This window comes from Acutalibacter sp. 1XD8-36 (genome assembly GCF_009917525.1).
GTDB lineage: Bacteria > Bacillota > Clostridia > Oscillospirales > Acutalibacteraceae > Acutalibacter.
Window position 1 is genome coordinate 64,189 of record NZ_QZDU01000004.1, and the last position, 18,990, is coordinate 83,178.

Sequence of the window (18,990 nt, forward strand, 5' to 3'; positions counted from 1 at the left end):
TTTGCCTTGAACTGACAGGCGGGATGTCATATAATAATAATATACCCTAAAGTGGAAGTTCGCAAGGGCGGGTAAAAATTTTTTGGAAAAAATTTTTTGAACCCTGCAACCAAAGGGGATTTTCATGTATTCTTATGGGTGAAACACTAAAAAAGGGGGCGAAGCCGTGCGCGGGGATTACGAGATGCTTATGCGCCTGAGGGACCGGGAGCAGGCGGCGCTGGAGAGGGCCATCCGCCAGTACTCGGGGTACGTTGCGGCGGTGGCTAAAAAGACCCTGGGGGAGTACGGCACCAGGCAGGACGTGGAGGAGCTTACCTCGGACGCATTCGTGGCGCTCTGGGCCAACGCCGGGAAGCTCAGGGACGACAGCGACCTGAAATACTGGCTGGCTGTGGTGGTGCGCAACGCCAGCCTGCGGCGGCTGAAAAAGGCAGGCGGCACCGTGCCGCTGGAGGAGAACCTGGTGTTCGACCGGTCCCCGTCTAACCAGGCCGAGAAGCAGGAGCGGATTATGGCGGTGAGAGAGGCCGTGGACGGCCTGGAGCCGGTGGACAGGGAGATATTCCTGCGCCACTATTTCTGGCACCAGACAGTGCGGCAGATAGCAGAGGAGATGGGCAAGAACCAGGGGGCCATAAAGAGCCGCCTGCAAAGGGGCCGGGAGAAGCTGAAAAAAGTTTTGCTAAAGGAGGACTGCCCGCTATGAGTGAAATAGACAAGCTGATAGGAAAGGCCTTTCCCGACGAGCTGCGGGACGTTGAGCCTATAGCCGTGGACGAGGACGCCATACTGAAAATGACCCTTGATACCCTTGGGCTGAAGCCCTCCCCAAAGCCCGGCCTGCCGGAGCCCGGGGCCCTTCGGCGGCAGAGGGGCACAGCCGGGGAGGACAGTAAGCCGCAGCCCGAGTTTGTAGAGGTGCCGGTGGTAGTCCACCACCGGTGGGTGGACTGGGCAGGCTGGGCCATAGCCGCCTGCCTGGTGCTGGTGCTGGCGGTGAACTGGGGGCCATGGTTTATAAACAACCTGGATTTCGGCCTGGGGCCAAGGAGCCCCGGGGGCGTCTCCTCCCGGAAGGAGGGGTCCGCCTCTGAAAACGGGCAGTGGGTTATGCAGAACGTGCTCGGGGCCAGCGTGGAGGAACTCTCGGCGGACTACGGGGAGGACGGCACGGTGACCTTCAGGCTGAGAATTGAGCCGGTGGGCAGCAGCCAGGAAATCGACCTTGACAAATTCGACATTCAGCTGGAGGGTAAGGACGGGGAGAGGCTTAACCGGGTCATCCGCAGCAGCTCCGGGAATGAGGTCTCCCTCACCTATGAGATGGGCAGGGACGTGGGGCTCGTGATGACCCTGCAGCAGCCGGTGCCCCTTAAGGACAGCAGCACCGGCATGGACATAGGCTATGCATATGAGATGATTGACAAGCTGAGCATAGATATCAGCACCGGCACGGCATACAGCGTGTGGAAAAACGGCAGCTTCCGGTTTGAGAGCTACTACGAGTGGCAGAATGCCCAGTGACGGCAGAGGGTATAAAAAATATAAGTGCCTCCCTTTTTATGGGGAGGCACTTATATTAAACCGAGGCAGCTATATATTATTCACGCTTTATTCACCTGTTTTTCTTGCTTTTGCCATATATCTGGGGTAAAATATAGGGGAACATAGAATGAGAGGTGTTTTTATGGGGTCCGGAAAGATTCTGATAGTTGACGACGATACAAATATATGCGAGCTTCTGCGGCTGTATATAGAGAAGGAGGGCTTCGAGGCCGCCATCTCCAACGACGGCGAGAGCGCCCTTAAAAAGTTCGACAGCTTCTCTCCAGACCTTATCCTCCTTGACATAATGCTCCCCGGCCTTGACGGCTGGCAGGTGTGCAGGGAGATAAGGAAGAAGTCGGCCTGCCCTATTATCATGCTCACGGCAAAGGGCGAGGTCTTCGACAAGGTGCTGGGGCTGGAGCTTGGGGCGGATGACTACGTGGTGAAGCCATTTGAGACCAAGGAGGTCGTGGCCAGGATAAACGCCGTGCTGCGCCGGAGCGGCATGGGCGGGGACAAGCCGGACAATAAGGAGGTCTCCTATGACGAGCTGGTGATAAACCTTACAAACTACGAGCTGAAGGTGAAGGGCGTGCAGATAGACACGCCCCCCAAGGAGATGGAGCTTATCTACCACCTGGCCTCAAACCCCAACAGGGTATTTACCAGGGACCAGCTTCTGGACGAGGTATGGGGCTTTGACTACTACGGTGACAGCCGCACGGTGGACGTGCACATAAAGCGCCTTCGGGAGAAGCTTGAGGGGGTGTCAGACAAGTGGAGCCTCAAGACAGTGTGGGGCGTGGGCTATAAGTTCGAGGTGAAGGACTAGACTATGCAGAGGAGCATATTCAAGCGGTACCTCTCCATAACCATGGCGATAATCCTTTTGGGCTTTACCATACTGGGCAGCATGATGATGGTGTTTTTCGGCAAATACTGGCGCCAGGAGAAGGAGGGGCTGCTCACACAGAACGCCTCCTCCATAGCCCAGACGGCGGGGCGCTTCCTCAAAGAGAAATCCGAGGGGAAGTACGAGCTCCAGGGGGACGTGCTCATGCACTTTATGGAGAGCTTTTCAATGAGCATAGAGGCGGATATTTTCATCACGGACCTTGACGGTAACGTGCTCCTTGGGAGCTATGAGTGCAGTAGGGTAGAGGGCATTGAGAAGATACAGCCCTTCTATGCGGCGAGGGCTTCCGAGGGGCTCTATAAGGGCCGGGGAAGCTTTGAGGGGCTCTATAAGGAGAACTATTATGTTATCGGCGTGCCAATGCTCGCGCCGGAGGGCACGCTCCCGGTGGGGGCGGTCTTCGCCACCACAAGCCCGGCCTCAATGAGCGCAATGCAGCTGGAGGCCTTCAAGATATTCCTGGTGGCGGCGGCGCTGGCTCTTGGTATCTCCTTCTGCGCAGTGGGCGTATTCGCCTACAGGATGGTAAGGCCCTTAAGGCAGATGTCGGCGGCGGCAAGGAGCTTCGGGGCGGGGGACTTCTCCGTGCGGGTGCAGGTCACAAGCGAGGACGAGATGGGCCAGCTTGCCATGTCCTTTAACAATATGGCGAACTCCCTTACAAACTCCGAGGGAATGCGCCGGAGCTTTATAGCAAACGTGTCCCACGAGCTGAAGACCCCCATGACTACAATAGCGGGCTTTATAGACGGCATTCTGGACGGCACCATACCCCAGGGGGAGCAGAGCAAGTATCTGCATATAGTCTCGGGGGAGGTAAAGCGGCTGTCAAGGCTTGTGAAGTCCATGCTGGACCTCTCCCGCATAGACAGCGGGGATATGCAGATACACCCCTGCTCCTTTGATATAACCAATACGGTGGTAAACACCCTGCTCACCTTCGAGCAGGCCATAGACGAGAAGGGGATAGAGATAGGGGGCCTGGAGGAGGCCGCCCCGGTCACTGTGTGGGGGGACCAGGACCTTTTGCACCAGGTAGTGTATAATCTGCTGGAAAATGCCGTAAAATTTACAAATCAGGGGGGCTCTATAAGGGTCGGTATAATCGACAGCGTGGACCGCACCACGGTGACTATAGAGAACACCGGCCCGGGCATAGCCCCCGAGGACCTGCCCATGATATTTGACCGCTTCTATAAGGGGGACAAATCCCGCAGCAGGGACAAGAACGGCATGGGCCTGGGGCTGTACCTTGTGCGCACGATACTGCAGCTCCACGGCGGCAATATACAGGTGAGCTCCATCCAGGGGCAGTACTGCCGCTTTGAGTTCTACATCCCCAAGCCCCAGGAGTCCCCGCGCCTGAAGGACGGTCAGCAGAAGGCCAAGGAGGGCGCGCCGAAGCTCAGGGAGCCAAGGGCAAAGAAAGCAAAGAAGCCGGAGACCGAAAGGAGTAAGGAAGATGAGTGACTGGAAAGAGGATATTAACAACGGGGAAAATGTTCAGGCCCCGGAGGAGCCCGGGGAGGATATGCAGAAATCCGAAGAGAATATGCAGATACCGGAGGACGGCGTAGAGCCCGTGCCCCCGGAGCCGGTGGAGCCGGTAATGCCCCCGGCGCCGGAGGCTTACCCGGAGTACCCGGCGTACGGCGGGCAGTATCCGGGGCAGCAGGTCCAGTGGCAACAGCCGGGGGCGCCCCAGCCGCCGGTACAGCAGGGCTTCCAGCAATACCCGCCGTACTATCCCCAGGGCCCCCAGCAGTTCGGGCAGTATCCCCAGCAATATGCTGCACAGCAACATGCTGAGCAGCAGGGAGCGCAATATAATGCCGTCCAGCAGTATGGTGTACAGCAGACGGCCGTACACCAGTGGCAGGCGCCGTACCCGCCGTATCCGGGGGCATACCAGCCGCCTGCGCCGCCAAAGAGGAAGATGTCGGCAGGGGTCAAGGTGTTTCTGTGGATAGCGGGGATTCTGGCAGTGGCGGGTATGTCCAGCGCGGTGATGTACTTCGCCCTGGCGGCGGACAGGGGTATTGAGCCGGAGGAAAACTACCCGGGCTTTAGGGTGCCCTTTGACGAGGACGAAATCGAGCCCGACGGCCCGGAGGACGGGGAGCCCGGCCCGGAGCCATCTGAGGAGGCCCCGGAGGAGCCGGAGCGTCCCAAGGTGGACGTGACCCCCAACACCGAGGGCATTGCCATATCACCCAGGCCCTCGGGGGACACCCTTGACGCCGAGGCGGTATATAACAGGATAGTCACCTCCACGGTGACGGTGTCGGCACAGCTCACCCAGGACGGCAAGAAAACCGGGGAGAGCACCGGCACAGGGATTATAGCCACAAGCGACGGCTATATAATCACAAACTCCCATGTGGTGCTAAACTCCCGCTCGGCGGTGGTGACAATCACCACCCACGAGGGCCTGGAGTATGAGGCGGTGGTGGTGGGCGTGGACCGCACCACGGATTTGGCGGTGCTCAAGACCAACGACCACGACTTTGTCCCGGCGGAGTTCGGGGACGCAGACGAGTTGTCGGTAGGCGAATGGGTGCTGGCTATAGGCAACCCCGGCGGCGCGCGCTTCTCAAGCTCCCTGACCAGGGGCATCATCTCCGGCCTTGACCGGGAGGTGGGCAAGTACAGCGAGGAGGGCATGACCTATATCCAGACAGACGCCGCCATAAACCCTGGGAACTCCGGGGGGCCCCTGGTGAATATGTACGGCCAGGTGGTGGGCATAAACTCCTCGAAGATAGTCACCGAGGGCTATGAGGGCATGGGCTTCGCCATACCTGTCAGCCGCGCCCAGCCCATTATCAACAACCTGCTCTCCGACGGCTATATCAAGGGCCGCACAAGGCTTGGGATAATGTGCATGGAGATAAGCGAGAGCATGGCCCAGATGTACAGTATCCCCAGGGGCCTGCAGATAACTGAGTTTAACGAGGGCTGCACCCTGGCGGGCACCGAGGCCCAGCCCGGGGATATTATAACCGCCATAGAGGGGGAGCGGGTGGAGAGCCTTAGGGACGTGTCAAACCTCCTGTTGCGCTACTCCCCCGGCGACCAGGTGACCCTCACCCTCTACAGGCCCTCCCAGACCTTCGGGCAGAACGGCAGGGAGCTGGAGGTGGAGATAACCCTACTTGAAGATAAGGGCGAGACTCAGGATTAAGTTAATATGCAAAAGCCCCCGGGGTTTCCGGGGGCTTTCCTTATGCAGATACTAATAGCTTATAAGCTATAGCTTATAGCTGTAGCCGAAATATGTGTCGATAGTGCGTATACCCACGCTGTTTACAGCCGGGCGGGACTCCTGGTCGTGGAAGAAGGTCATGTCCTTCATGCCGTCCCTCTTGGATTCATTCAGCGCCCGGACCATCAGGGCCCTGAAGCAGCCCTCGTCAAAGCGGTCCCCTTCAAAGTCAATGCCGAATATCTCCATGGAGCCGTCCACGTATCTGTAGTAAACGGCGGCAAGAGCCCGGCCCTCTTTCTGCACATAGTAGATATGCCAGTCGTCCAGGGCCTCAAGCAGGTGGGCGTTGTCCCAGTACATCTGGCCGTCCCACTGGGAGTGGAGCTCTGCAAAGGTACTGAAATTCTCCCGGGTCACAGGGACTACCCCCTCGGTTTCCGGCAGGGGGCTGTACTCCTCAAAGCGCATTACCCCCACAAGGCTCACCTCGTCCCGACTTGCTCCCAGGCCCTCCAGGGCCCCTACTGCCTCCGTATTCTTCTCGGAGACGCCGAAGTGCAGGGTATAGCCCGGGAGCTCCCTGTGCAGATACTCCGCGAACTCCTCCACGGCCCTGCCATAGTCCTGCTCTATGCAGAAGATGTCCGGCTGGACGTACTTGTCTTCATCCAGCACATAATACTGTATGAGCCCCAGGGCCTTGCCCTCCTGCTCATAGAGGAGCATGGTGTAATTATCTCGCTTAAAAGGCCGCTTGGCAGCCTCGTCAAAATCCTGCCGGGTCTTGAGCCCATCCGCGTAGGTGGGGTAGCAGGAACGGCTCATATCCAGGGCCAGCCTGTAGGCGGAGTCCAAGTATTGGGCATAGCTGTCCTCATAGAGCTTCCTCAGCATTAAAATTCCTCCTTATCATGTTTACGATTTCCTCTGTCTTCATCCCCCTCGAGCCCTTCACCAGCACAGCGTCCCCGGGCCGGAGCACATCCCGAAGGAGCTCCCAGGCCTCAGGGTTGCCGGCGGCGCGAAGGGCCTCAGGGCCGAAGCCCTCGGCTATAATCCCGCCGGGCTCACCCACGGCGATAAGGGCGTCTATGCCACGCTCCCTAGCGTATGCCCCGGTGAGAAGGTGCCCGTCCCGGGTGTAGTCCCCCAGCTCGCGCATACCGGCAAGCACGGCTATCCTGCGCCCGGGGATGTCCCGGCCTGCAAGCAGGTCAATGGCGCTTCGCATGGAGTCCGGGCTGGCATTATAGCTGTCGTCAATAAGGCAGACTCCGCCCACGTCACTGATGACCTGGCGCATACTTGGGGGGGTATAGCCGCTAAGGGCCCGGGCGGCGCTCTCAAGGGGGACGCCCAGGAAGTCGGCGGCGGCAAGGGCGGCAAGGGCGTCGCAGGCGATATGGTCCCCCGGCACAGGCAGGCGTACCTGCTGGACGCGCCCGTCCGGGGCATGGCAGGTGAAGGCCTGACCCTCGCCGTCCTCCCGGATATCAACGGCCCGCCACTGGCAGCTTTCACCCAGGCCGAAGGTCACCACCCGGAACCGCCCCCCGCCGTCAAGGGAGGCTAAAAGGTCGTTGTCCCCGCAGACGAACAGGGGGGCTTCGGGAGTGAGATAGTCCGAAAGCTTCGCCTTCTCAGAGAGGATATTCTCCCTGGACTTCATGAACTCGATATGGGAGGTGCCGATGGTGGTGATTATCCCGCAGGTGGGCTTTACCACCCGGGCGATACGCTCCATCTCCCCGGGCATGCTTACGCCCATCTCAACTACGGCGGCGGTGTGCCCTCCGTCTATGGCGCAGACGGTTATGGGCACGCCCACCTGGCTGTTGGCGTTGCCGGGGGTTTTAAGTACATTATGCCCCGCGCCTATAGCCAGGGCCGCAAGCTCCTTTGCGGTGGTCTTGCCCACGCTTCCGGTGACGCCCACTATAGGTATGCAAAAGCGCTCCCTATGCTTCTGCGCCGCCATCTGCAGGGCCGCCCGGCAGTCCTCCACCAGCAAAAGGGGGCCGGAGGACTCTATGGGATGGTCCGTGAAGCTGGCGGCGGCCCCTTTTTCAAGGGCCGGGGCTATGAAGCTGTGGCCGTCCAGGTTTTCGCCCCTTATAGGCACGAACATCAGGCCGGGCCGGGCCTCGCGGCTGTCTGTAAAAAAGCCGGTTACGGCAGTATCCGGGTCTCCCCCGAGTATTTTACCGCCGGTCATGGCGGCTATTTCCGAAAGCGTGTATTTCATTGACATTACCTCGTGACTGTTTTATTTGCCCCTGTAAAACCTCAGGCCAGGGAGCCCATGGGGTCCCAGGGCTCCAGCTCAATGGGGGCCTGCTCGAGCTCGGCCCTCTGGGAGTCTGTCAGGTACTTTTTATGTATCACCACCTGGTAGGTGTACTCGGTAAACCAGTCGTCGCTCATAACAAAGTAGCCCTTTTCCCCCAGCTCGTCGCCCCAGCTGTTTTCCACCTTCCAGCGGTCGGGGGCGCCGTTTTCGTCCAGGTTTACCCCCTGGAACACCATGGCGTGGGTCATAAGGCTGTCGCAGTAGTCCAGGCGCTGGGCCTTATCCATGCCGAACTCCACCCCGAATAGCTGGTCGGGCCTCAGGGCCTCCAGGTCCATAATGCCAGTCTTCCTGGTGGAGCTCTTGCCCACGTCGCAGCCAAACCATACCGGTGAGCCGCCCTCAAGCTGGCGGACAGCCGCCTGCTTGAGCTCCTCGACAGGCAGGTTAAGGTACTTCACCGGGCGGCCCTCCTTCACGTTGCCCAGAAGCTTCACGGTGAAGGTCCTGTGGAAGGGCTTATCCTTGGTGGTGGCGTTTATAAGGCTCACATAGTCCGAGAGCTCCCAGCCCACGTACTTCTCATAGAAGCTTCTGCCGGTAAGCCCGGTGTCCCGGATAAACTTATTGTCCTTGTCCCTGATTTCAAAGGTGAAGGTCTTGGGCGGATTTCCGAGGGCTATGCAGAGCATATTGTAAATGCTGCAGAGCATGCCCTCCTTCATCTTACGGAGCTGCCCTATATCCCTGCCCTGGGCATAGCCTTCGCGCAGGGTGCAGGCAAACTCCCGGAGCCTGCGGGTCATATAGGAGGTTATCTCCCCGGTGGAGGAGGAGCAGGCGGTCTCGGGCATGGCGTCCTTGGGCACAACGCCGTACTTGTCGACTATATTGCACAGCATATCCCACTGGCCGCCGTCGTTCAGGGGCGCGGTGAGCAGGTGGGCTATGAGCCTGCCGTTTGTGGGCTCGTCCAGGGTCTCAAGGATACTCTCAAGGAAGTAGTTGGATTTCTCCAGCTTGTCGTAAAAGAGCAGGTAGTTCTGGGAGAGCTCGAAGTCCTCAAGGTTCAGCTTTTTCATTACCTCCATGCGCATGGTGTTCATTGCGGCGAACAGCCAGCAGCGCCCGGAGGCTTTCTGATTGGTGATATGCCCGGTCTTTAGCTCCACAGAGAACTGGAAGCGGTCACGGCGCAGGGTGAAGGGGTCCGCGGCGCTCTGGTTCACGCCGTTGGAGGTCACCGCAAGCTGGGCCACCCGCTTTGCCGGGTCCCTGTGGAAATCTTTCTCAAATTCCTCAAGCTGAGTAAAACTGATGCTTTTGTCCATAACTAAATTCCTCCGTAAAAATTATATATTCCCTTATTACACTTTAAGATAAGGCTGTTTATTTGCGGGGCTCTATAGGCACCCATACCTCGTACCGGCTGCCCTCCGGCGCGCCGGCGTACTCCTTCTCTATCCTGAATATCAGTGCCTGTGGACCGTCGGCCCGGACCCAGCCCTCGGGCGGTTCTACCCTGTCGGCGTATATATTGCAGCGTCCGTTGCCTCATTATTACTCTCCATCCACTCGGTGGTCACCGCCAGATAGTCCCCGCCGGGGAAGTCCATCAGCGTATAGCCCTCGGGGACCTCTGTCACGCCCTCCACAAAGAGCCCCTGGAAGTACACTGTCCGGCCATCCCCGTCATGGTACCACACTTGTACAGGGCTCCTCTCCACTGCATAGGGGCGTATGGGCCTATAGCCGCCCATCTTGAAGAAGCCGTCCCAAATCTGCCCGAAGTCGCTCCTCTCGTCCACCAAGTTGGTCTTGCCCAAAAACTTAAAGCCGTCCAGATGGAGCTGGTAGGTAATGATAGCTTTCTCACTCATTTCAAACCCTCCAGTATCTCCCTTATGACCACCCGCTCGTCGAAGGGGTACCTGACGCCCTTTATCTCCTGGTAGTCCTCGCTGCCCTTGCCTGCCAGCACGATGATGTCCCCGGCCCGGGCGTTCTCAATACACCAGCGGATGGCCTCCCGGCGGTCGGGTATCTCGATATATTTCCCCTCGGTCTTTTTCATGCCTATCTTTATATCCTCGATAATGTCCAGCACGTCCTCAAACCGGGAGTTGTCGGCGGTTATTACAGACAGGTCCGCAAGCCTGCCGCTGGCCTCGCCCATCTCATAGCGGCGCACCTTGGGCCGGTTGCCTCCCGCGCCGAAAAGGCATATGAGCCGCCCGGGGTTATACTCCCTGAGGGTGGTGAGTATGCTCTCCATGCTAACGGCGTTGTGGGCGTAATCCAAAAGCAGGGTGTAGTCCCCCGGCACCGGCACCGGCTCCACCCGGCCCTTTACCTTCACGCCCTCAAGGCCATTTAGCATGGCCTCCTCTGGTATGCCCAGCTTATAGCAGCAGGAGATGGCGGCAAGGGCGTTATAGGCGTTGAAGCGCCCGGGTATGCCCACCTTGGGAGAGAGCTTTAAATCCCCGTCAATGTCAAACTCCACGCCCAAAAGCCCCGGCCTGTTCAGGTGGCGGCAGCCGCCGCCGTTCATGCTGCCCTGCCCCTGCATACTGAACCTGTATACCCGGCAGGTGCTCCCCAAGAGGAGCTTTTCTGCCGCCGGGTCGTCGGCGTTTATAACCCCGGTCTCACACATGGAGAAGAGCATGGCCTTGCACTGAAGGTACTCCTCCATGTCCTTATGCTCCACGCCGCCGATATGGTCCTCTGAGAAGTTTGTGAAAATCCCGATTTTAAAGGGCAGGCCGTATACCCTGTCCTCCCTGAGGGCTATGGAGCTCACCTCCATGACGGCGTACCGGCACCCGGCGTCCGCCATGCGCCTTAGCTGGCGGAAGACCTCATAGCTTATGGGGGTGGTGTTGTCAAGGGGCTCTATATCCCCGCCGATATCCGCGCCGATGGTGCCCATAACGCCGGTTTTGTGCCCGGCGGCCTCCAGTATGGCCCGGACCATATAGGCCGTGGTGGTCTTGCCCTTGGTGCCGGTGACGCCGATTACCTCTATATCGGTTTTTGCAGGGTCCCCGAAGAAGGCCGAGCTCATCAGGGAGAGGGCCTTCTTTGTGTCGGGCACAAGTATTACCTGGGCGCCTTTAACGTCCACAGGCTCCTGGGCGACTATTACAGCCGCGCCGGACCGGGCGGCCATGGGTGCGAAGCTGTGGCCGTCGGAGGCCGACCCCTTCAGGCACAAAAAGGCACAGCCGGGCACGGCCTTCCGGGAGTCGTAGGCTATGGCGGTGATGTCCGTATCGGTAAACCCCTCCTTTATGCCAAGGGGGGCGAGAAGCGCTGAAAGCAGCATGTAAAACAGTCCTTTCCGTTCTAAGATTATTGAGCAGGGCTTAACCGTTCCAGAGGGCCGAGGAGATAAGGTATAGCGCGGCCCAGTACAGTAGCATGATTGGCTTCTGCCATTTGCTGTCAAGGCCGCAGAGCTCAGCTTTAGCCACCATCATGTCCGAGACGAAGAAGCAGAGGGTCCCAAGGGCCAGGGGCCAGAAGCCCGCCCCGCCGGTGAAGGGGAGCAGGAGTCCCAGGGCCAGGGACCCGCCCAGCAGCCCGGGGTACAGGCAGAAGGGCAAAAGAAGTTTTCCCAGCTTTGGCAGCTCCCTTCTGAAGAGCAGGAAGGCGAGGCCGTAGGCCAGAAGCCATGCAAAAAGGCTCCACAGCCCCGGGGGAGCCAGCCCCCAGAGCCATATTATCAGGCAGGCATGGGCCCCGCCGAAGAGGAGCATTCCGGGCACGAAGCTTATCTCCAATAAAGCGTCGGCGGCGGTGCACAGGACAAAGAACCAGAACACCGGCTCCTGCAGGGGGAGCCTGCCGGAGATATAAAGGCCCACGCCCGCCGAGGCCACAGAGAGAAAGCTGCCAGAGCACTTTGCTATAAGGCTCTCCTTTATCAGCCCGGCCCGCCTTAAAATAAAGTACAGCGCGAAGGCCGAGCACCAAAGGGGCAGGGCAAAGGCCGAGTAGAGGGCAAAACCCATATGGGCGCCTCCCTTCCAGTTTATTTATAGTTGGCAGGTCTCAAAAGAATGACCGGGATTCTTTATCCCATTATAAGCCCAAACTTTGGTTTTATCAATGGGAAAATCCGCGGAAGGGTTACAAAATGGCAACAACTTTGTAAACAGAATGAAAATTCCTTTGGTTTCAGTTGCAAGCTTGCTGAAAATCGTGTACAATAACTGTAAACTAAATAAAAAGGGAAGGCATTATCAGTATGATAAACTTTACCGGGATAAAATGTCCGGTCTGCGGCAAGGCTTTCACGGACGAGGACGATATCGTGGTCTGCCCTGCCTGCGGCGCGCCCTACCACAGGGAATGCTACCAGGAGAAGGGGAAGTGCATATTTGACGACCTCCACGAAAAGGGGAAGGAGTGGGCCCCGCCGCCCCCGCCGAAGCCCCCTGTCACAGCAGAGGTGAAGGATACGGAGTGCCTGTTCTGCGGGGGGCTCAACGCCCGCAGCGCAAAGCTCTGTGCCCACTGCGGGGCTCCCCTTCCCATAATGGGGGAGCGGGAGGTAAAATCGCCGCCGCCCTTTACCGGCGCAGGCCCAGCGGCGGGCAGGCAGCAGGCTCCAGGCCAGCAGGCCTATGGGACAGGCGCGCCCCAGGGGAGGTACTACGGGCAGGTGCCCTTTGTGTTCGACCCCATGGGCGGGGTGAGCCCGGCGGACACCCTGGACATGGGGGTGAGCTACGGCGACGCCTCAAAGCTTGTAAGGCAGAACACCTCCTATTATATGCCCACCTTCCGCTATATGAAGCAGACCGGGCGCAATAAGTTCAACTTCAGCGCGTTTCTTTTCTCCGGGGCCTGGATGCTCTACAGGAAGCAGTATAAGTACGGCATAGTGGTGACGGCGCTGATGTTCCTTTTGTACCTTCTGTACCTTGCCTCCTCCATATTTGTGGCGACCCCGGCGCTGCTGGAGGTGATGAAGCAGGCGGGGATAGACGTTTCGGCAGGGCTCAGCCTTACCAACGAGCAGATTTTGGTCATAAGCCAGTTTATAGCCCAGGAGCCCTCCCTGTATCTGGAGCTGTGCCTGCCCATGATATGCCTGCTGCTTATGCTGTCGCTGATGATATTTATAGGCGTGCGGGGGAATAAGATGTATATGCGCCACTGTATTGTGACGGTGCGCAGGGTGAAGTCCGCAGATTTAGCAGCGGAGCCCAATATGACCCTGGACCAGAAGGGAGGGGTGAACACCTCTGTGGCTGTGTGCATGTTCGTATGCTATTTCCTGCTTGTAAACGTGGTGCCCCTATTATTGTAAGCTTCAGAAGGAGAGGATACAGGTGAAAAAGATACGCAAGGCCGTTATACCCGCCGCCGGGCTTGGCACCAGGGTGCTCCCTGCCACAAAGGCCATGCCCAAGGAGATGCTGACTATTGTGGACAAGCCCGCCATCCAGTATATTGTGGAGGAGGCGGCGGCCTCGGGCATTGAGGACGTGCTTATAATCACCAACCGGGGCAAGGGCCTTCTGGAGGACCACTTCGACCGGGCCCCGGAGCTGGAGGAGCGCCTTGCGGCGGACCCGGGAAAGGCCGCGGTGCTGGAGGCGGTCCGGAATATATCAAGGCTCTGCAACGTCTGGTATGTGCGCCAGAAGGAGACAAAGGGCCTGGGCCATGCGGTGAACTGCGCCAGGTCCTTTGTGGGCGGGGAGCCCTTCGCGGTGCTCTACGGCGACGACGTGATAATAGGGGAGGACCCCGCCTGCGCCCAGCTTATCCGGGCCTATGAGAAATACGGCCTGGGAGTGGCGGGGGTGAAGGAGGTCAGCGCCGAGGCTATCAGGAAGTATTCCTCCCTGAAGGTACAGCCCTTGGAGGGCGGCTGTATGCGCTGCACGGACATGGTGGAGAAGCCGGGGCCCGGGGAGGAGTTCTCCCTCTACTCGATTCTCGGGCGCTGCATACTGCCGCCTGAGATATTCGACATTCTGGACAGCACCCCGCCGGGCTTCGGCGGGGAGATACAGCTTACGGACGCGATGAAGGCCCTTGCCAGGGAAAAGGGCATGATAGCCGTGGACTTCACCGGCAAGCGCTATGATATGGGGAGCAAGCTGGGGGTCATGCAGGCAAACGTGGAGGTGGCCCTGGGGCACCCGGAGATAGGGGAGGCCTTCAGGGAATACCTGAGGGGCCTTGCCGGGAGTATCTGAAAGAACAAAACCAGACGCACACGTCATAAACAGTGCGTCTGGCTTTTTTATTGGCTTTAGGCCCGGGCGTTAATTCCCCTGCTTCTGGCTGATAATCTTGCTCAGCTCCTCCATGAAGCTGTTGATATCCTTAAACTGCCTGTAGACCGAGGCGAAGCGCACGTAGGCCACCTCGTCCACGCTCTTGAGCTTCTCCATGGCATAGGTGCCTATGCGCTGGGAGGAGACCTCCTTATCAAGCGAATTTTGCAGGAGCACCTCTATCTCTCCCACAATATGCTCCAGGGTGTCCAGGGAAACCGGGCGCTTCTCGCAGGCCCTGAGAAGGCCGTTTAGAAGCTTCTGGCGGTCGAAGGCCTCCCGGGACTTGTCCTTCTTTATAACGACAATGGGCACGCTCTCTATGACCTCATAGGTGGTGAAGCGCTTTGAACACTTGAGGCATTCCCGGCGGCGGCGTATGCGCTCGCTCTCGTCGGTGGGGCGGGAATCTACGACCTTGCTCTCGGTATAACCGCAATAGGGGCATTTCACAGTGACTACATCTCCCTTAAAAAGAACTATTAGATTAGATTATACACTATATGTGGCGCAAAAGCAAGGCTTATTTATAAAATACTTTACATAAAAAGCCCCAGGCCTCCCGGGTTCAGCCCCAGGCCCTCCTGGCGAAGCTCCGGGCGATAAGGCCGCACATTATGATACCCGCCCCATATGGTATGCAGTACAGAAAAGCGGTGTCCGGCGGGGCGCTGCAGCCCAGGTACCGCCCGCAGTACTCCAGGGAGCAGTAGCTGTACGCCACCGTGGCGCACATGACGTTTGAGAGCAGTATGGCAAGGGCTGCAAAGATATAGGCCAACAGCCGGTGTTTTTTCATTTTAAAGCCTCCTTATGTCTATTTCTTTCTGAATATCAGGACCGCCCCAAGCGCCATCAGCAGCACAAACAGGGCGGCAAGTATCCCTGTCCCGTTTATTACTATCACCGACGACCCGTTAATCTGGCTGGCGGCTGCGGGCCGGATAAGGGTCAATGCCCCAAGCAGCGCCAGGCAGACCGCGCCGGTAAGGCAGAGGAAAATGCCGGCCCTGTTCTCCCGGCCCCTGCTGGGGGCAGGCCTGCCGCTGTCCTCCGGGACCCGGCTGCCGGTGAGCTCGTCTATGGTGACATGGAAGTATTCGCTCAGGGCCCTCAGCTTATCCAGCTCCGGGACGGACAGCCCGCCCTCCCACTTGGATATCGCCTGTCTTGAGACGCCGATTTTTTCCGCCAGCTGCTCCTGGGACAGCCCGCTTTTCCGTCTGAGGGCATATATATTTTCAGACAGCATCCGTCTTTACCTCCTTGCCCAAATTATACCGTAAGCCCCTGTGGCACGCTATCAACCGCCCCTGTCATTTCAGCAACCGGCGGTTGCATTATTATCATACTTCAATCCCGCACGTATTGCAAGGGCTGCGCCGGAGGGAATATGAAACGGGGGCCCCCAGCGCATTTGACAAACTGCCGGGCTTTGGTTATAATTATACCGTATGTCTATTTTAAAGATATCGGCCCCGGGCCGGAAAGGAAATATCAATGGCTATCCTCACCGTAACAGACATCTCCCTTGCCTTTGGCGAGGAGACCATCATAAAAAATATAAGCTTCGAGCTGCAGAAGGGCGAGCATGTGGGCCTTGTAGGGGTCAACGGCTCGGGGAAGACCACCCTCTTTAAGACCATCACCGGGGAGTACAGCCCCGACACCGGCTCGGTTGTCTTCTCTAAGGAGACCGTGCCCGGGTATATGGAGCAGCACGTCTGCCGGGATCTCCATAAGACCGCCTTTGAGGAGGTCATGACGGTATTCGCCCATCTGACGGATATGGAGCGGGAGCTGGAGGAAATCACCGGGAGGCTAAACTCCTCTCCCCAGGGGGAGGAGCTGGAGGAGCTCATACTGCGCCAGGACCGGCTCAACGACAGGTATGCCGCCGAGGGCGGGCTCACCTGCCGCTCCAGGGCGCGCTCGGCGCTTATGGGCCTGGGGCTCACAGAGGAGCAGATACAGAATAGGGTCGGGGTTTTAAGCGGCGGGCAGAAGGCCAAGCTGCAGCTTGCGAAAATGCTCCTGAGCGGCGCCAACCTCCTGCTGCTGGACGAGCCCACGAACCATCTGGACATCCAGTCGGTGGAGTGGCTGGAGGGCTTCCTTCTGAACTACCAGGGGGCCTATATAGTCATATCCCACGACCGCTATTTCCTTGACAAGGTCACGGAGCGCACCCTGCTCATGCAGGGGAAGACGGTGGAGAGCTATAAGGGCAACTACTCAAGGCACCTGGAGCTCAAGGCCGAGAAGCGCCTTGCGGCCCAGCGGGTGTATGAGAACACCAAGAAGGAGATAAAGCGCATTGAGGGCATTATAGAGCAGCAGCGCCGCTGGAACCAGGAGCGCAACTATGTGACTATAGCCAGCAAGCAGAAGTCCATAGACAGGCTGGAGGCAACCCTTGAGAAGCCTGAGGCGGACCCTGAGAGCATACGCTTCCAGTTCCGGGCCAGCAGGCGGTCCGGGGACGACGTGCTCACGGCTGAGGATTTGAGCCTGAGCTTCGGGGGGCCTAAGATATTTGAGAACGTGGGCCTTGAGATAAAGCGCGGGCAGAAGATATTTTTAATCGGGCCAAACGGCTGCGGGAAAACAAGCCTGTTTAAAATACTCCTTGAGCAGTACAGGCCCGACACGGGCTTTGTGAAGGTGGGGGCGGGGGTGGACCTTGGCTACTATGAGCAGTCCCAGATGAGCCTGCACGACGGCAAGGAGGTCATTGACGAAATATGGGACGAGCACCCGCGCATGACAGAGACCCAGGTGCGCAATGCCCTGGCGGTGTTCCTCTTTAAAGGGGAGGACGTTTTCAAGCCCGTGGGGGCCCTGTCCGGCGGGGAGCGGGCGAGGATACTCCTTTTGAAGCTCATGCTCTCAAAGGCCAACTTCCTGCTTCTGGACGAGCCCACAAACCACCTGGACATAGGCTCCTGCGAGGCCCTGGAGGAGGCTCTTTCAGGCTATGACGGCACGCTGTTTGTGGTGAGCCACGACCGCTACCTTATAAATAAGCTTGCCGATAAGGTGTACGAGCTCTCTCCAAAGGGGGCGGAGCTCTATAACGGCAACTATGACTATTATATTGAGAAGCGGCAGGCACAGCTTGAGAGGCAGGAGCAGCAGGCCCCCCCCAGGGTAAACCTCTATAAGCTGCGCAAGGAGCGGGAGTCTGAGCTGCGGCGCATGCGCACGGCCCTTAGAAGGCTTGAGGAGGAGATAGAGGCGGCGGACGCAAGGCGTGGGGAGCTGGAGGAGCGGCTAAACTCCCCGGAGGTATCGGCGGACTATGAGGAGCTTACAAGGGTGACAGGGGAGCTCACGGAGCTTAATTCTAAAAGCGAGGAGTTGCTTATGGAGTGGACGGAGCTGTCTGTGGAGCTTGAGAGGCAGGAGGCTGAGAGTGAAGGTTAGGTTTTTTACGCTGGGGTGCAAGGTGAACCAGTATGAGAGCGAGGCCATGCTGGAGGCCCTGGAGGACAGGGGCTTTTCCATAGCGGGGGAGGGGGAGCCCGCGGATGTGCTGGTGGTGAACTCCTGCACGGTCACGGCCCAGAGCGACCAGAAGGCAAGGCAGGCTTTGAGAAGGCTTAAGCGGCGGGAGCCGGGGGCAGTGACGGTGCTCACCGGCTGCTGGCCCCAGGCCTTCCCCCGGGAGGCTGAGAAGCTGGGTGAGGCCGATATAGTCCTCGGGAACTCCCGAAGGGGGGAGCTGGGGGACAGGATACTCCAGTACCTCTCCACCAAGCAGCGGATAGTGGAGGTGTCCCCCCACGGCAGGGAGGAGGGCTTCGAGCCCATGAGCGTGAGGGGGCTCGCGGGCCATACCCGGGCTTTTTTGAAGATAGAGGACGGCTGCGAGCGGTACTGCGCCTACTGCATAATCCCCTATGCCCGGGGCCGGGTGCGCTCGAAGCCCCTTGCCGACTTGGTAAAGGAGGTGGAGGGCCTGGCCCAGCGGGGCTATAGGGAGGTGGTGCTCACAGGGATAAACCTCCCCGCCTACGGGCAGGATCTGGGGCTCTCCCTCTGCGACGCTGTGGAGGCGGCCTGCGGGGTGGAGGGCATAAGCCGGGTGCGCCTTGGCTCCCTGGAGCCGGAGCGGCTGACCCCAGAGGTCATAGGGAGGATGAGAGCCCAGGAAAAGCTCTGCCCACAGTTCCACCTGTCCCTGCAGAGCGGCTGCGACGAGACCCTGCGGCGTATGCACAGGCACTATACCTCGGGGGAATATATGAAGATTGTGGAGGATTTGCGCGCCGCCTTCCCCGGCTGCGCCATAACCACAGATGTGATGGTGGGCTTCCCCGGGGAGACCGGGGAGGAGTTTTCCCAGTCCCTGGACTTCTGCCGTCGGGTGGGCTTCTCAAAGGCCCACGTCTTCTGCTACTCCCGCCGCCCCGGCACCGTGGCAGACAGGGCCCCCTGCCAGGTGGAGGCCGCTGAAAAGGAGCGCAGGAGCCGCATACTGTCGGCGGCAATGGAGGAGTCAAGGCTGCGGTTCATGAGGTCCCAGGAGGGCCTTACGGAGGAGGTGCTCATAGAGCGGGAGGTCTGCCCCGGCCTGTGGGAGGGCCTTACCGGGAACTATACCCCCGTGCGCATAGAGGGGGGGGAGGGGCTTTCGGGCAGGATACTTACCGTGCGGCTATTAAAAGCCCTGGACGGCTGCTGCATGGGGGAGGTTTTAGGGGGCTTTTAGCCCCTCTTT

General features: G+C 58.9%; 18 protein-coding genes and 1 pseudogene. 10 read left to right on the plus strand and 9 right to left on the minus strand.

What is annotated here, in order from left to right; translation table 11 throughout:
• Positions 1–166 precede the first annotated feature (166 nt).
• The 5 genes from D5270_RS08265 (at position 167) to D5270_RS08285 (ending at position 5,651) form a co-directional block, all read left to right on the plus strand.
• Complete coding sequence (locus D5270_RS08265; RefSeq protein ID WP_166543654.1) at positions 167–709, plus strand: RNA polymerase sigma factor; 543 nt, start codon at positions 167–169, stop codon at positions 707–709.
• A complete protein-coding gene (locus D5270_RS08270; RefSeq protein WP_166543655.1) occupies positions 706–1,527 on the plus strand; it encodes a hypothetical protein in 822 nt (273 codons plus the stop codon). The genes D5270_RS08265 and D5270_RS08270 overlap by 4 nt, the downstream gene beginning before the upstream one ends.
• A 163-nt stretch (positions 1,528–1,690) precedes the next feature.
• On the plus strand, positions 1,691–2,383 hold the full coding sequence (locus D5270_RS08275; protein WP_166543813.1) for a response regulator transcription factor: 693 nt from the start codon (positions 1,691–1,693) through the stop codon (positions 2,381–2,383).
• A 3-nt stretch (positions 2,384–2,386) separates the two neighbouring features.
• Entirely contained in the window at positions 2,387–3,937 is a 1,551-nt protein-coding gene (locus D5270_RS08280; protein WP_166543656.1) for a sensor histidine kinase, read from the plus strand.
• Positions 3,930–5,651, plus strand: coding sequence for a S1C family serine protease (locus tag D5270_RS08285; RefSeq protein WP_166543657.1), 1,722 nt, complete (start codon positions 3,930–3,932; stop codon positions 5,649–5,651). Before D5270_RS08280 ends, D5270_RS08285 begins: the two co-directional genes overlap by 8 nt.
• Before the next feature lie 66 nt (positions 5,652–5,717).
• Here D5270_RS08285 and D5270_RS08290 read toward each other — a convergent pair whose 3' ends face one another.
• From D5270_RS08290 to D5270_RS08315, 6 genes are all read right to left on the minus strand, one after another.
• On the minus strand, positions 5,718–6,569 hold the full coding sequence (locus D5270_RS08290) for a hypothetical protein (protein ID WP_166543658.1): 852 nt from the start codon (positions 6,567–6,569) through the stop codon (positions 5,718–5,720).
• Positions 6,550–7,920, minus strand: coding sequence for a UDP-N-acetylmuramoyl-tripeptide--D-alanyl-D-alanine ligase (locus D5270_RS08295; protein WP_166543659.1), 1,371 nt, complete (start codon positions 7,918–7,920; stop codon positions 6,550–6,552). Before D5270_RS08295 ends, D5270_RS08290 begins: the two co-directional genes overlap by 20 nt.
• A gap of 41 nt (positions 7,921–7,961) precedes the next feature.
• Positions 7,962–9,296 carry an aminopeptidase C gene (locus D5270_RS08300; protein ID WP_166543660.1) on the minus strand — a complete coding sequence of 445 codons (1,335 nt, stop codon included), beginning with the start codon at positions 9,294–9,296 and terminating at the stop codon, positions 7,962–7,964.
• A gap of 186 nt (positions 9,297–9,482) precedes the next feature.
• Positions 9,483–9,845, minus strand: coding sequence for an effector binding domain-containing protein (locus D5270_RS08305; protein WP_166543661.1), 363 nt, complete (start codon positions 9,843–9,845; stop codon positions 9,483–9,485).
• Complete coding sequence (locus D5270_RS08310) at positions 9,842–11,296, minus strand: UDP-N-acetylmuramoyl-L-alanyl-D-glutamate--2,6-diaminopimelate ligase (protein ID WP_166543662.1); 1,455 nt, start codon at positions 11,294–11,296, stop codon at positions 9,842–9,844. Before D5270_RS08310 ends, D5270_RS08305 begins: the two co-directional genes overlap by 4 nt.
• 40 nt (positions 11,297–11,336) lie before the next feature.
• The gene (locus D5270_RS08315) at positions 11,337–11,984 is read right to left on the minus strand and encodes a lysoplasmalogenase family protein (protein ID WP_166543663.1); all 648 of its coding nucleotides are present in this window, start codon (positions 11,982–11,984) and stop codon (positions 11,337–11,339) included.
• Between the two features lie 236 nt (positions 11,985–12,220).
• On the opposite strand from D5270_RS08315, the gene D5270_RS08320 reads away from it, so the two are divergent.
• A complete protein-coding gene (locus D5270_RS08320; protein ID WP_166543664.1) occupies positions 12,221–13,288 on the plus strand; it encodes an RING finger protein in 1,068 nt (355 codons plus the stop codon).
• A gap of 22 nt (positions 13,289–13,310) precedes the next feature.
• On the plus strand, positions 13,311–14,186 hold the full coding sequence (locus tag D5270_RS08325; RefSeq protein ID WP_166543665.1) for a UTP--glucose-1-phosphate uridylyltransferase: 876 nt from the start codon (positions 13,311–13,313) through the stop codon (positions 14,184–14,186).
• A gap of 69 nt (positions 14,187–14,255) precedes the next feature.
• Here D5270_RS08325 and nrdR read toward each other — a convergent pair whose 3' ends face one another.
• The 3 genes from nrdR to D5270_RS08340 all read right to left on the minus strand — a co-directional run bounded on the left by nrdR (position 14,256) and on the right by D5270_RS08340 (position 15,519).
• Positions 14,256–14,720, minus strand: coding sequence for a transcriptional regulator NrdR (nrdR, locus tag D5270_RS08330; protein WP_161472936.1), 465 nt, complete (start codon positions 14,718–14,720; stop codon positions 14,256–14,258).
• A gap of 115 nt (positions 14,721–14,835) precedes the next feature.
• A complete protein-coding gene (locus D5270_RS08335; protein ID WP_166543666.1) occupies positions 14,836–15,066 on the minus strand; it encodes a hypothetical protein in 231 nt (76 codons plus the stop codon).
• Between the two features lie 18 nt (positions 15,067–15,084).
• On the minus strand, positions 15,085–15,519 hold the full coding sequence (locus tag D5270_RS08340; protein ID WP_166543667.1) for a helix-turn-helix transcriptional regulator: 435 nt from the start codon (positions 15,517–15,519) through the stop codon (positions 15,085–15,087).
• 248 nt (positions 15,520–15,767) lie between these two features.
• Between D5270_RS08340 and D5270_RS17240 the strand changes: the two are divergent.
• The 3 genes and pseudogenes from D5270_RS17240 to mtaB all read left to right on the plus strand — a co-directional run.
• A pseudogene (locus tag D5270_RS17240) lies at positions 15,768–16,377 on the plus strand (ATP-binding cassette domain-containing protein); the annotation flags it as partial.
• An 86-nt stretch (positions 16,378–16,463) separates the two neighbouring features.
• Complete coding sequence (locus D5270_RS17245; protein WP_442858597.1) at positions 16,464–17,693, plus strand: ABC transporter ATP-binding protein; 1,230 nt, start codon at positions 16,464–16,466, stop codon at positions 17,691–17,693.
• A complete protein-coding gene (mtaB, locus tag D5270_RS08350; RefSeq protein ID WP_166543669.1) occupies positions 17,683–18,981 on the plus strand; it encodes a tRNA (N(6)-L-threonylcarbamoyladenosine(37)-C(2))-methylthiotransferase MtaB in 1,299 nt (432 codons plus the stop codon). The genes D5270_RS17245 and mtaB overlap by 11 nt, the downstream gene beginning before the upstream one ends.
• Positions 18,982–18,990: the final 9 nt, after the last annotated feature.

Excerpts from the sequence above, each read along its gene's own strand:
- D5270_RS08270 (WP_166543655.1), top strand. The coding sequence starts at position 706 with ATGAGTGAAATAGACAAGCTGATAGGAAAGGCCTTTCCCGACGAGCTG.
- D5270_RS08275 (WP_166543813.1), top strand. The coding sequence starts at position 1,691 with ATGGGGTCCGGAAAGATTCTGATAGTTGACGACGATACAAATATATGC.
- D5270_RS08280 (WP_166543656.1), top strand. The coding sequence starts at position 2,387 with ATGCAGAGGAGCATATTCAAGCGGTACCTCTCCATAACCATGGCGATA.
- D5270_RS08285 (WP_166543657.1), top strand. The coding sequence starts at position 3,930 with ATGAGTGACTGGAAAGAGGATATTAACAACGGGGAAAATGTTCAGGCC.
- D5270_RS08290 (WP_166543658.1), bottom strand. The coding sequence starts at position 6,569 with ATGCTGAGGAAGCTCTATGAGGACAGCTATGCCCAATACTTGGACTCC.
- D5270_RS08295 (WP_166543659.1), bottom strand. The coding sequence starts at position 7,920 with ATGAAATACACGCTTTCGGAAATAGCCGCCATGACCGGCGGTAAAATA.
- D5270_RS08300 (WP_166543660.1), bottom strand. The coding sequence starts at position 9,296 with ATGGACAAAAGCATCAGTTTTACTCAGCTTGAGGAATTTGAGAAAGAT.
- D5270_RS08305 (WP_166543661.1), bottom strand. The coding sequence starts at position 9,845 with ATGAGTGAGAAAGCTATCATTACCTACCAGCTCCATCTGGACGGCTTT.
- D5270_RS08310 (WP_166543662.1), bottom strand. The coding sequence starts at position 11,296 with ATGCTGCTTTCAGCGCTTCTCGCCCCCCTTGGCATAAAGGAGGGGTTT.
- D5270_RS08315 (WP_166543663.1), bottom strand. The coding sequence starts at position 11,984 with ATGGGTTTTGCCCTCTACTCGGCCTTTGCCCTGCCCCTTTGGTGCTCG.
- D5270_RS08320 (WP_166543664.1), top strand. The coding sequence starts at position 12,221 with ATGATAAACTTTACCGGGATAAAATGTCCGGTCTGCGGCAAGGCTTTC.
- D5270_RS08335 (WP_166543666.1), bottom strand. The coding sequence starts at position 15,066 with ATGAAAAAACACCGGCTGTTGGCCTATATCTTTGCAGCCCTTGCCATA.
- D5270_RS08340 (WP_166543667.1), bottom strand. The coding sequence starts at position 15,519 with ATGCTGTCTGAAAATATATATGCCCTCAGACGGAAAAGCGGGCTGTCC.
- D5270_RS17245 (WP_442858597.1), top strand. The coding sequence starts at position 16,464 with ATGCAGGGGAAGACGGTGGAGAGCTATAAGGGCAACTACTCAAGGCAC.